The organism is Pseudomonas taiwanensis DSM 21245 (assembly GCF_000425785.1).
Taxonomy (GTDB): domain Bacteria; phylum Pseudomonadota; class Gammaproteobacteria; order Pseudomonadales; family Pseudomonadaceae; genus Aquipseudomonas; species Aquipseudomonas taiwanensis.
In genome coordinates this window covers 85,130-97,361 of record NZ_AUEC01000015.1, presented here as the reverse complement: position 1 = coordinate 97,361, position 12,232 = coordinate 85,130, and the positions used below count along the sequence as shown (strand labels likewise).

Here is a 12,232-nt window from a genome sequence, read left to right as displayed (position 1 = left end):
TGACGTTTTAAGCGTAGACGCTCGCGCGGCGCGCATTCTGAATTCTTTCTGCCGCGTTGGGAACTTTTTTGTTTATGGTTGTCGCGCCGTTCGTCGGTGAACCTCATGGCGGAGCGCTGGACTAATCTGAACACCTGAACCGCCTTGTCATCCATTTCTAAGGGGAGCGTCGGCACATGCAACTGGGAATCGTCGGGCTGGGCCGCATGGGCGGCAATATCGCAAGACGGCTGATGCGCGCAGGGCATCGCACCGTGGTCAACGACCGCAACCGTGAAGCCATTACGGCACTGGAGGGGGAGGGCGCGCAAGGCGCGCACGACCTCGGCGCACTGGTACAGAAGCTGAAGGCACCCCGCGCAGTATGGGTAATGCTGCCTGCGGGCGAGCCGACCGAGCAGACCATCGCCCAACTGGCCGACATGCTTGAGCCGGGGGATGCGATCATCGACGGCGGCAATACGTTCTACAAGGACGATGTACGCCGCGCCGCCGAACTTGCCAAGCGTGGGCTGCATTACCTGGATGTCGGCACCTCGGGTGGTGTGTGGGGCCTTGAGCGTGGCTACTGCATGATGATCGGCGGTGAAAAAGAGGTGTTCGAGCGCCTCGAGCCGCTGTTCAAGGCCCTGGCGCCCGGTGTCGGCGACATCCCGCGTACCCAGGGGCGCAGTGGTGAGTACCAGCGTGCCGAGCACGGCTACATCCATGCAGGCCCGCCCGGCGCCGGGCACTACGTGAAGATGATCCACAACGGCATCGAATATGGGCTGATGCAAGCCTACGCCGAGGGCTTCGACCTGCTGCGCAGCAAGGGCGGCAATGAGCTGCCAGAAGAGCAGCGCTTCGACCTCGATGTGGCTGAAATCGCCGAAGTCTGGCGCCGCGGCAGCGTCGTCACCTCCTGGCTGCTTGACCTCACCGCCGATGCGTTGGTTGCCGATCCGCAGCTCGCGCAGCTCAGTGGCTCGGTGTCCGACAGCGGCGAAGGGCGCTGGACCATCGACGCCGCCGTCGAGCAGGCCGTGCCGGTGCCGGTGCTCTCCAGCGCGCTGTTCGCCCGCTTCCGTTCACGCCAGCAGCAGGGGACTTATGGCGACAAGATCCTTTCTGCCATGCGCCTGGGTTTCGGTGGCCACATCGAGAAGAAAGGCGAATGACCAGACCGACCATTCCTGCTGCCCCCCCTTGCACCCTGTTTCTGTTCGGCGCCAACGGCGACCTGGTCAAGCGCCTGCTGATGCCGGCGCTGTACAACCTCAGCCGCGACGGGTTGCTCGACCGTAACCTGCGCATCGTTGGCGTCGACCACAACCCGGCCAGCGCAGAAGACTTCGCCGAGCGCCTGCACCGCTTCATGCTCGAACGCGACCCCCAGTGCCTGGACGAAAAGCGCTGGCAGCGTCTGGCCAAGTCGCTGGATTACCAGACCGGCGATTTTCTCGATCCGGCCACCTACACCGCCCTGACCAAACGCATCGACAAGACCAGTCATGGCAACGCGATCTTCTACCTGGCCACTTCGCCACGATTCTTTCCTGAAGTGGCCCAGCGCTTGGGTGAGGCCGGACTGCTTGACGAGCGCGCAGGGGGCTTTCGCCGGGTGGTGGTGGAAAAGCCGTTCGGCACCGACCTGGCCAGCGCCGAAGCCTTGAACGCCTGCTTGCTCAAAGTGATGAGCGAGCGGCAGATCTACCGCATCGACCACTACCTGGGCAAGGAAACGGTGCAGAACATTCTGGTCAGCCGCTTCTCCAACGGCCTGTTCGAGTCGTTCTGGAACAACCACTACATCGACCACGTACAGATCACGGCGGCGGAGACCGTCGGCGTCGAAACCCGGGGGGCGTTCTACGACCATACCGGCGCACTGCGCGACATGGTGCCCAACCACTTGTTCCAGCTGTTGGCGATGGTCGCGATGGAGCCGCCGGCAGCCTTCGGCGCCGACGCCGTGCGCAGCGAGAAGGCCAAGGTCATTGGCGCCATTCGGCCCTGGTCGACGAAGCTTGCGTTGAAGAATTCGGTGCGCGGCCAGTACACCGCTGGCAAACAGGGCCGCAAGCGCCTGCCCGGTTACCGCCAGGAGCCCAATGTTGCCGAAGACAGCCAGACCGAGACCTACGTCGCGCTGAAGGTGATGATCGACAATTGGCGTTGGGCCGGTGTGCCGTTCTACCTGCGTACCGGCAAGCGCATGAGCGTGCGTGATACCGAGATCGCCATCTGCTTCAAGCCTGCACCCTATGCTCAGTTTCGCGAGTCCGAGCTGGAGCGGCCGAAGCCCAACTACCTGAAGATCCAGATCCAGCCTAACGAAGGCATGTGGTTCGACCTGCAGGCCAAGCGCCCTGGGCCGGAACTGGTGATGGAGAACGTCGAGCTCGGGTTCGCCTACAAGGATTTCTTCAAGATGACCCCGGCCACCGGCTACGAGACGCTGATCTACGATTGCCTGACCGGCGACCAGACCTTGTTCCAGCGCGCCGACAACATCGAGAACGGCTGGCGCGCGGTGCAGCCGTTTCTCGACGCCTGGGCCACGGACGGTGAAGTGCATGCATACCCGGCGGGCGAGGATGGCCCTGAAGCGGGCAACGAGCTGTTGGCCCGGGACAAGCGTGAGTGGCACACGCTGGGTTGACCGACCGCTGGCCCCCTATTGCGCCAAGGTCCAGGCCATCACAGCATGAAGCCGCATAACGGCTGCCTGCATTCCCTGCAAACCTGTTAGCCTTGACAGGTTTCAGGCGTTTTGGACAGGCCATGGCCAACCACAAGATCGAAATCCGTCGGCGCAATGTAGAGAAGATTCTGCAGGCGGCCGAGAAAGTGTTCGCTGAGAAGGGATTCGGCGCAACTTCCATGGGTGACATTGCCGAGCAGGCCGAACTGCCGCGCTCCAATCTGCACTATTACTTCAGCACCAAGGACGACCTGTACCGCGCGGTATTGCAGGACCTGCTGGACGTGTGGAAGCAGGATGCGCTGTGCTTCGAAAGCTTCGATGACCCCCGGGTGGTGCTCACCAGTTACATCCGCGCCAAGATGGGCCATTCGCGTACCCGTCCGTTGGGTTCGAAGATCTGGGCCGAAGAAATGCTGCATGGCGCGCCGCTGTTGGGGGCTAGCCTGGATGAAATCCTGGTGCCCTGGGCGCAGCTCAAGGAGGCGAAGATCCGCCGTTGGGTGGAGGAGGGGCGCATCCTGGCGGTGGAGCCATCGGCGCTGTTGTACATGATCTGGGCGGCGACCCAGCACTATGCCGACTTCGGTTACCAGGTGGCCCTGCTCAATGGCGGGGAGCCGCTGTCGGACCTGGCATTCGAAAGTGCGGTGCAGACGGTGACCTGTGTGATCCTGCGCGGAATCGGCCTGGAGCCGTGACGCGGATCGCCGGCAAGCCTGCCCGTACAGGGATCGCTACACACCTGTAGGCGCCGGCTTGCTGGCGATGTGGCCCTCAGAAGCCTCTGTCCGAGTGGGTCAGCTGGCTTCGCGATAGGGGTTGCGTGGGTCCTGCGTCCAGTTCATGTACGGCTTGCCGGTATCCTGCGCCACCATTTCGATGCAGTGCTCCACCGGGCAGGTGATCTGGCACAGGTTACAGCCCACGCATTCCTCTTCGATCACGCTGTAGCTGTGCGTTGCGTCCTCCTTCAACGTGCTGGCGATCGCCTGGTGCGAGGTATCCTCGCAGGCGATATGGCAGCGTCCGCACCCGATACAGGCATCCTGGTCGATGTGCGCCACCGACTTGTAGTTCATGTCGAGGTATTTCCAGTCCGTGGTATGCCCCACCGCCAAGCCGCGGAAAGTCTCCAGATTCTGGTAACCATGCTGGTCCATCCAGCGCGCCAGTCCGTCCTTCATGTCCTCGACGATGCGAAAACCATGCAGCATCGCCGCCGTGCACACTTGCACCGCACCGCTGCCCAGCGCGATGAACTCGGCCGCGTCGCGCCAGTTGCCGATCCCGCCGATGCCGCAGATCGGTAGCCCGCGGGTTTCAGGGTCGCGGGCGATCTCGGCGACCATGTTCAGGGCAATGGGTTTGACCGCCGACCCACAGTAGCCTCCGTGGGTGCTTTGGTCGCCGACGATGGGGTGGGCGACCATGCGGTCCAGGTCGACGCTGGTGATCGAGTTGATGGTGTTGATCAACGACACCGCATCGGCGCCCCCGCGATGGGCAGCGCGCGCCGATTGGCGAATGTCGGTGATGTTGGGGGTCAGCTTGACGATCACCGGCAGCGAGCAGTGCGTCTTGCACCAGCGGGTGACCATCTCCACGTACTCAGGCACTTGGCCGACGGCTGCGCCCATGCCGCGCTCCGGCATGCCATGGGGGCAGCCGAAGTTCAACTCGATGCCGTCGGCCCCCGTGGCTTCGACCAGCGGCAAGATGAATTTCCACGACTCTTCCACGCACGGCACCATCAGCGAGACGATCAGCGCGCGGTCGGGCCAGTCCTTCTTCACCTGGGTGATTTCCCGCAGGTTGATCTCCAGCGAACGGTCGGTGATCAGCTCGATGTTATTGATGCCCTGTACGGTACGGTTGGCGCCATAGTGCGCCGAATAGCGCGACGACACGTTGACCGCCGCTGGGTCTTCGCCCAGGGTTTTCCAGACCACACCGCCCCAGCCCGCTTCGAAGGCGCGCACGACGTTGTAGGCCTTGTCGGTGGGCGGCGCGGAAGCCAGCCAGAAAGGGTTTGGGGCCTTGATGCCGGCGAATACGATGGACAAGTCGGCCATTTACGCAGCCTCCACGTTGAGCATGAGTTGGGCATGGATGGCTTCGGCGGCCAGCTTGCCGTGTTGTACGGCCTGGACGGTCAGATCCTGGCCCAGGTTGGTGCAGTCGCCACCGGCGTATACGCCCGGCAGGCTGGTCCGGAGGTGCGCATCGACGCGAATCCGCTCGCCGTCGCGGTCTAGTTGTGCCGCCAGCGGGTCGCCGAGGCAGGCTTCGTCGAAGGACTGGCCGATGGCTTTGAAGATGGCGTCGGCAGCCAGCTCGAAGGTTTCGCCCGTGTCGGTCAGGCGACCCTCCTGCAGGTGCGTGCGGGCGAAACGCATACCGCGCACACGGCCGTCATCGTCCAGCAGGACGGCATCCGGGCGCGCCCAGGTGTGCAGGCGCACCTGGTTGGCCTTGGCAATGTCCTGCTCGTGGCCAGTGGCGCCCATGTCGGCATGGCCACGGCGATAGACCAGATTGACGTCGCGTGCGCCCAGCCGGCTCATTTGCACGGCCATGTCGATGGCTGTGTTGCCAGCGCCAATCACCAGGCAGCGGTCGGCCAGCGGCAGTTGCGAGAGGTCATCGGCCTGGCGCAGTTCGCGGATGTATTCAGTGGCGGCCAGCAAGCCGGCGGCTTCTTCGTCGGCCAGGCCGAGCTGGCGCACGGCACCAAGGCCCAGGCCGAGGAACACGGCGTCATACTGGTCGCGCAGTTCGGCGAGGCTTAGGTTGCTGCCCAGGCGTTGGCCGTGGCGAATCTCGATGCCACCGATGCCCAGCAGGAACGCCACCTCGCGCTGGGCATAGTCATCCACCAGCTTGTAACGGGCGATGCCGTATTCATTCAGGCCACCGGCTTTTTCACTGGCCTCGAACACCACCACATCATGGCCATGCATGGCCAGGCGATGGGCACACGACAGCCCGGCGGGGCCAGCGCCTACGACGGCAATACGCTTGCCGGTGGATGGGGAGCGGCTGAACGGGTGCTCAGTGAACTGTGCGTTGTCCAGGGCGTAGCGTTGCAGCTGGCCGATCAGGACCGGTGCGCACTCCTGGGCATTGTTGCGCACACAGGCTTGCTGGCAGAGGATTTCGGTAGGGCAGACGCGGGCGCAGCTGCCCCCCAGGATGTTGGCCGAGAGAATACGCTCGGCGGCACCTTGCAGGTTTTCATCGCTGATGCGGTGGATGAACGAAGGGATGTCGATCTCGCTGGGGCAGGCGTTGACGCAGGGGGCGTCGTAGCAATACAGGCAGCGGGCGCTTTCCACGGCAGCCTGGCGCGGGGTGAGCGGCGGCGCGAGGTCGGTGAACTGCTCGGCCAGTTGGTCGGCGCCGGCCCGGGGGCGCGGCAAGTGCTTCAGGGCGTCGATCACGGTTGTAGCCTCTTTGATTTTATTGGGTGTGGCTCAATCGCCGGCAAGCCGGCTCCTGTAGGTCCATGGATGACCTTGAAGTGGATGCGGTCTATGCAGGAGCCGGTGTGCCGGCGATGGGCTGCGTAGCAGCCTCAACAGCACTATCGCTGGACGGGCGTCGGGCGCTGTTGTTCGGCGCGTCGCTCCAGCACCTCGTACACCGAGGGGTAGGGTGGACGTTCCACGTAACGGCCCGCGCCGGGTTCCGCACGCAGGTCGCCATCGGCCCACAACACACGGCCCTGGCTGATGGTGTGGCTGGGTATGCCCCGCACGGTGCGGCCTTCGAAGATGTTGAAGTCCACCCGCTGGTGGTGGGTCTGCGCCGAGATCGTGCGGGTGCCTTGTGGGTCCCACAGCACCAGGTCGGCATCGGCACCGACGCGGATGGCGCCCTTGCGCGGAAACAGGTTGAAGATCTTCGCGGTGTTGGTGGATGTGAGCGCGACGAACTCATGCATCGACAGCCGCCCGCTGTTGACGCCGGCATCCCACAGTACGGCCATGCGGTCTTCGATGCCCGCGGTCCCGTTTGGAATTCGACTGAAGTCGTTGCGTCCCATGGCTTTCTGTTCGGCGCAGAAGCAGCAGTGGTCGGTAGCGGTGGTATGAATGCTGCCCGACTGAAGGCCTCGCCACAGCGCTTCCTGGTGTTCGCGTGGGCGGAAGGGAGGGCTCATCACGTGCCCGGCCGCGGTGGCCCAGTCCGGGTGACGGTAGACGCTGTCATCGATCAGCAGGTGGCCGGGCAGCACTTCGCCGTATACCGGTTGACCCTTGGCCCGTGCGTAGGTGATTTCGTCCAGCGCTTCCTTGCAGGACACATGGACCAGGTACAGCGGCGTGCCGAGGGTCTCGGCAATGCGGATTGCCCGGCTGGCGGCTTCGCCTTCGACCTGGGAAGGGCGCGACAGCGGATGCGCTTCAGGCCCGGTCATGCCTTGGGCGAGCAGTTTCTGCTGCAGGTGATAGACCAGCTCGCCATTCTCGGCATGCACCGTAGGTACCGCGCCCAACTGCAGGCAGCGCTCGAAGCTGGCGACCAAGGTGTCGTCGGCGGCCATGATAGCGTTCTTGTAGGCCATGAAGTGCTTGAAGCTGTTCACCCCGTGCTTGGCCACCAGCTCGCCCATCTCCTCGGCCACCTGTTCGCTCCACCAGGTGATGGCGACATGGAAGCCATAGTCGGCGGCAGACTTCTGCGCCCAACCGCGCCAGGTGTGGAAGGCATCCAGCAACGACTGCTGAGGGTTGGGGATGACGAAGTCGATGATCGAGGTGGTGCCGCCGGCCAGCCCCGCAGCGGTGCCGCTGAAGAAGTCCTCGCTGGCCACGGTGCCCATGAAGGGCAATTGCATATGGGTATGTGGGTCGATACCGCCTGGCATCAGGTACTGACCACTGCCGTCGAGGACTTCGCAATCGGTGGGGACGTCGAGGTTCTGGCCAATGGCGCGGATCAAACCCTCGGCACACAGGACATCAGCGGAAAAACTTTCTTCGTGGGTAACCACGGTGGCACCACGGATCAACAGGGACATGCCGTTTTCCTCGCAGGCTGACCGGTCGAACGCCGGTTCTTGAAGTTTTGATGCCAGTGGCTGGAGGTTGCGATGCAATCCTGTCAGGCCTGACAAGAATGGAATCTAGATGCTGATCAGAGAATGATCAAGAAAAAAGTTTATGAACTTATAACCAAATTAAGTGCTTGAAAAATAAAGAATAAAATCACAAATCACCAAAATGGAACGGTCTCTCACCATTTTGACGCACTTGACAGGAAGCGAAATTGGTCAAGATTTTCTATGCAAAATCAGCTGCTTGATGATTGTCCTGCCGGCGCAGGGGGGCCGCTGTTTTTTCAGGCCGCACCAGATTGAAACCCTGGGTGTTGGACACGCCAGGTGTACGGCAGGCAGGTGATGGCCATAGCGCTGTCGTCGGTATTGATGAATACGCTTGCAAGTCAGTGAGTTACCTCCGGTCGGCGGCGACCAAACGGGGCGGCCTTGGCCAACCCGGCACGGTTGTTGAACTGCGTTGGCCGCGACCGCCTGGCCGGGCCGGAGGTGCAGTACTGGTGGTGTGTGTGCTCCGGCCATCGCGTTAGCCCGATGAGCGACAACTAGAAAAAGAACCTGGAGAGCCCCATGCAACAGAGCAGATCGGAAGTGATCGAACAGGACGGGTTGTTCGAGCTGTCCGCCGGCAGCGACGTCCTCGACAGCCCCCGCTACAACCACGATATCGCACCGACCAAAGTGCATCAGCGCACCTGGAACAAATGGCACATCACGGCGTTGTGGGTGGGCATGTCCATCTGCGTGCCTACCTACACCCTCGGCGGGGTGCTCACTGCCTATTTTGGCCTGAGCGTGGGCGAAGCGTTGCTGGCCATCCTATTGGCCAACGTGATCGTGTTGATCCCGCTGACACTCAACGCCTTCGCTGGCACCAAGTACGGCATTCCTTTTCCGGTTCTGCTGCGTTCCTCGTTCGGCATCATCGGCTCCAATGTGCCGTGCCTGATTCGCGCAGTAGTGGCCTGTGGCTGGTTCGGTATCCAGACCATGTTCGGCGGGTTGGCGATTCACCTGTTCCTGGGCTCGATGTTCGAAGGCTGGAAGGCCCTGGGCGGCACCGGCGAGGTGATCGGCTTCATGATCTTCTGGGTGCTCAACCTGTGGGTAGTGTTGCGCGGTGCGGAGTCGATCAAGTGGCTGGAAACCCTCTCGGCCCCCTTGCTGGTAGCGGTGGGCTTCGGTTTGCTGTTCTGGGCCTTGCCACACATGTCGATGACCGAGCTGCTGGCTCAGCCGCCCAAACGCCCGGAAGGGGCTAGCATGGCCAGCTACTTCTGCGCAGGGCTCACCGCCATGGTGGGGTTCTGGGCCACACTCTCGTTGAACATTCCTGACTTCAGTCGGTACGCCAAAAGCCAGAAAGACCAGATTCTCGGGCAGATCCTTGGCTTACCCCTGACCATGTTCCTGTTCGCCTCGTTGGGCGTGGTGATGACCGCGGCATCGGCCTCGCTGGTGGGTGAGACGGTGTCCGACCCCGTGAGCCTGATCGGCAAGATCCAGAGTCCGGGCTGGGTGGCACTGGCCATGGCGCTGATCGTGATCGCCACGTTGTCGACCAACACGGCGGCGAACATCGTCTCACCGACCAACGACTTCCAGAACATCGCGCCACGCCTGATCGGGCGAAGCCGCGCAGTCTGGCTTACCGGATTCATCGGCCTGGCACTGATGGGCCACGAGCTGCTGAAAAAGCTAGGCTGGATCGTCTCGGATGTGAGCCTGGAAAGTATCTATTCCAACTGGTTGCTGGGTTACTCCAGTCTGCTGGGGCCGATTGCCGGAATCATGGTCGTGGACTATTTCCTGATCCGTCGTCAGCGTCTGGACCTCGCCGGACTGTACCGCGACGACGTGTATCCGGCCTGGAACTGGGCAGGCTTCGCCGCCTTCGCGCTGCCGGTGGCGCTGACCGTGATGGCGATCGGCAACAGCAGCTTCAGCTGGTTCTATGACTACGGCTGGTTCACCGGGTCGCTGCTGGGCGGCGTGTTGTATTACGTGCTCGGTGGTGTGGCGGTGCGTGGAGCGGCGCGGCTGGCCAAGCCATTGCCGTAAGACGTGTGCTGGCTTCATCGCCCGCTTGCGGCGATGGCAACAGCGCGACTTCGATGATGATTGCAGACAACAAGAACGCCTGAGGAGACAACCCCATGAGCTTCGTCTTGAAACCGTCCGAACGCCACGTCAACAGCGAACGCCTCTGGCAGTCGCTGATGGACCTCGCGCGCCTCGGTGCCACCGCCAAGGGCGGCGTCTGCCGCCTGGCCCTGACCGACCTCGACCGCCAGGCCCGTGACCTGTTCGTCAAATGGTGCGAAGCCGCGGGGTGTAGCGTCAGTGTCGATAAGGTCGGCAACATCTTCGCCCGCAGGCCCGGCCGCAACCCCGCATTGCCGCCCGTGATGACCGGCAGCCATATCGACACCCAGCCCACCGGCGGCAAGTTCGATGGTTGCTTCGGAGTGATGGCCGGGCTAGAAGTGATCCGCACCCTCAATGACTTGGGGGTGGAAACCGAGGCGCCGCTTGAGGTGGTGGTGTGGACCAACGAGGAAGGTTCACGCTTCGCGCCCTGCATGATGGGCTCTGGGGTGTTCGCCGGTAAGTTCACCCTGGAGGAAACCCTGGCCAAGCGCGATGCCCAGGGGGTGACTGTCGGTGAGGCGTTGAGTGGCATCGGCTACGCAGGTGAGCGTGCGGTGCTGGGCCATACGGTCGGCGCTTATTTCGAAGCGCATATCGAGCAGGGACCGATTCTCGAAGACCAGGCCAAGACCATCGGCGTGGTGCTGGGCGCACTGGGACAGAAGTGGTTCGACCTGACTTTGCGTGGCGTCGAGGCCCATGCTGGCCCGACCCCCATGCACTTGCGTAAGGATGCCCTGGTAGGCGCCGCCGCCGTGGTCGAGGCGGTCAACCGTGCCGCGCTCGGGCACCAGCCGCATGCTTGTGGCACGGTCGGGTGCCTGCAGGCGTACCCGGGGTCGCGCAACGTCATTCCGGGGGAGGTGCGCATGACCCTGGACTTCCGTCACCTTGAAAGCGAGCGCCTGGATTCGATGATCGCCGACGTGCGCGCAGTGATCGAGGCCACTTGCGCCAAGCACGGTCTTAGCTATGAGCTGGTCCCGACGGCGGACTTCCCAGCGTTGTACTTCGACCCCACCTGCGTCGATGCCGTGCGCGAGTCGGCAGGTGCCTTGGGCCTGTCGCACATGGACATCGTCAGTGGCGCCGGGCATGACGCGATCTTCCTCGCCGAGCTGGGGCCGGCGGGGATGATCTTCGTGCCGTGCGAGAACGGCATCAGCCATAACGAGATCGAGAACGCCGCGCCAGAGGACCTGGCGGCCGGGTGCGCGGTGCTGTTGCGGGCCATGCTGGCGGCGTCTGAAGCGATTGCCAAAGGGAAGTTGGCAGCCTAGGAAGCGTGCCGGACTTGTCACCGGCAGCCCGGCCCCTACAGGTGTTGCGTCTTGCCTGTAGGCGCGGCGTCAAACGGCGTGCAGGCAGCCATCACGCCCGATGTGGTAGCGCTGCAGATCCCGCGCGAGGGTCAGGTTGCCACCGTAGTACGCCTGGGCTTCCTCGTGCACATCGTCGATACACGGGCTGCGCTGGGGGTTGGACTGGTAGCGGGCGCTGAAATGGGTCAGCACCAGGTTGCGCACGCCAGCCTGCGCGGCAAAGCGTGCGACCGCAGCTGCGGTGCTGTGGCCGTACGTTACCCCGTTGCGCGCGATGATCGCTTGGGTGAAGGTGGCTTCGTGCACCAGCACATCCGCGTTTCTGGCCACCTCGGCCAAAAGCTCAGGGTTATCGTTGTCGCCGCAGACGATGAGCTTCCGCGCAGGACGAGACGCCCGCAGGTAGTCGTGGCCATGCAGCACTCGTCCGTCGAATTCCACCGAAAGGCCCTGGGCCAGCTCGCCCCACAAGGGGCCACGGGGGATACCCTCGGCGTCCAGGCGCTGTACATCCAGGCGTGGCTCTGGGTTCAGCTCGGTGAACACGAAACCGACGCTAGGCACACGGTGCGACAGTTGCACGGTGTTCACCTGAAGGGTTTCGCTGCACCAGTCGGCCAGGCTCTCGACCGCCAGCAGACGCAGCTCGAACGGCAGGTAGGTTTCACTGGCCGCCAGGCTCAGGCGGATCCAGTCATGCAGCGCGTGAGGCAGCACCAGGTCCAAGGGTTCGGTGCGACCGCTCATGCCGGCGCTGGCCAGCAGGCCTGGAAGGCCAAAGCAATGGTCACCATGCACATGGGTGATGAAAATGCCGCGCAGGTCGCGTATCGACAGCGGTGTATGCAGCAATTGGTGCTGGGTGCCTTCGCCGCAATCGACCAGGTACCAGTGGCGACCACTGGCTTCGATCACGGCGGTGGCGCTGACATTACGGGTCTTGGTGGGCACCCCGGAAGAGGTGCCCAGAAACAGCAGGTCCAAGAGGTTGGCTCCGAAGGGGGTGGG

Annotated in this window: 9 protein-coding genes; 5 read left to right on the top strand and 4 right to left on the bottom strand. The window is 63.2% G+C overall.

The annotated features are described in order from the left end of the window. Positions 1–176 precede the first annotated feature (176 nt). From gnd to H620_RS0106960, 3 genes are all read left to right on the top strand, one after another. On the top strand, positions 177–1,160 hold the full coding sequence (gene gnd / locus H620_RS0106970; protein WP_027907025.1) for a phosphogluconate dehydrogenase (NAD(+)-dependent, decarboxylating): 984 nt from the start codon (positions 177–179) through the stop codon (positions 1,158–1,160). After that, complete coding sequence (zwf, locus tag H620_RS0106965) at positions 1,157–2,644, top strand: glucose-6-phosphate dehydrogenase (RefSeq protein ID WP_023380020.1); 1,488 nt, start codon at positions 1,157–1,159, stop codon at positions 2,642–2,644. The genes gnd and zwf overlap by 4 nt, the downstream gene beginning before the upstream one ends. Before the next feature lie 122 nt (positions 2,645–2,766). After that, complete coding sequence (locus H620_RS0106960) at positions 2,767–3,387, top strand: TetR/AcrR family transcriptional regulator (RefSeq protein ID WP_023380021.1); 621 nt, start codon at positions 2,767–2,769, stop codon at positions 3,385–3,387. A gap of 99 nt (positions 3,388–3,486) precedes the next feature. On the opposite strand, the gene preA is transcribed toward H620_RS0106960, so the two are convergent. From preA to hydA, 3 genes are all read right to left on the bottom strand, one after another. Continuing rightward, positions 3,487–4,761, bottom strand: a complete 1,275-nt coding sequence (preA, locus tag H620_RS0106955; RefSeq protein WP_023380022.1) for an NAD-dependent dihydropyrimidine dehydrogenase subunit PreA — start codon at positions 4,759–4,761, stop codon at positions 3,487–3,489. Next, positions 4,762–6,129 (bottom strand): NAD(P)-dependent oxidoreductase, encoded by a 1,368-nt coding sequence (locus H620_RS0106950; protein ID WP_023380023.1) that lies wholly within the window; start codon positions 6,127–6,129, stop codon positions 4,762–4,764. A gap of 143 nt (positions 6,130–6,272) precedes the next feature. Beyond that, positions 6,273–7,712: a dihydropyrimidinase gene (gene hydA / locus H620_RS0106945; protein WP_023380024.1), complete on the bottom strand. Its 1,440-nt coding sequence runs from the start codon at positions 7,710–7,712 to the stop codon at positions 6,273–6,275. A 609-nt stretch (positions 7,713–8,321) separates the two neighbouring features. Here hydA and H620_RS0106940 point away from each other — a divergent pair. Next, entirely contained in the window at positions 8,322–9,812 is a 1,491-nt protein-coding gene (locus tag H620_RS0106940; protein WP_023380025.1) for an NCS1 family nucleobase:cation symporter-1, read from the top strand. A gap of 95 nt (positions 9,813–9,907) precedes the next feature. After that, positions 9,908–11,182 carry a Zn-dependent hydrolase gene (locus tag H620_RS0106935; RefSeq protein ID WP_023380026.1) on the top strand — a complete coding sequence of 425 codons (1,275 nt, stop codon included), beginning with the start codon at positions 9,908–9,910 and terminating at the stop codon, positions 11,180–11,182. A 69-nt stretch (positions 11,183–11,251) separates the two neighbouring features. Here H620_RS0106935 and H620_RS0106930 read toward each other — a convergent pair whose 3' ends face one another. After that, a complete protein-coding gene (locus tag H620_RS0106930; RefSeq protein ID WP_023380027.1) occupies positions 11,252–12,208 on the bottom strand; it encodes a ribonuclease Z in 957 nt (318 codons plus the stop codon). Positions 12,209–12,232: the final 24 nt, after the last annotated feature.

Bases quoted from the DNA above. Each gene is read 5' to 3' on its own strand.
- hydA (WP_023380024.1), bottom strand. From the start codon at position 7,712: ATGTCCCTGTTGATCCGTGGTGCCACCGTGGTTACCCACGAAGAAAGT.
- preA (WP_023380022.1), bottom strand. From the start codon at position 4,761: ATGGCCGACTTGTCCATCGTATTCGCCGGCATCAAGGCCCCAAACCCT.
- H620_RS0106960 (WP_023380021.1), top strand. From the start codon at position 2,767: ATGGCCAACCACAAGATCGAAATCCGTCGGCGCAATGTAGAGAAGATT.
- H620_RS0106940 (WP_023380025.1), top strand. From the start codon at position 8,322: ATGCAACAGAGCAGATCGGAAGTGATCGAACAGGACGGGTTGTTCGAG.
- zwf (WP_023380020.1), top strand. From the start codon at position 1,157: ATGACCAGACCGACCATTCCTGCTGCCCCCCCTTGCACCCTGTTTCTG.
- H620_RS0106935 (WP_023380026.1), top strand. From the start codon at position 9,908: ATGAGCTTCGTCTTGAAACCGTCCGAACGCCACGTCAACAGCGAACGC.
- gnd (WP_027907025.1), top strand. From the start codon at position 177: ATGCAACTGGGAATCGTCGGGCTGGGCCGCATGGGCGGCAATATCGCA.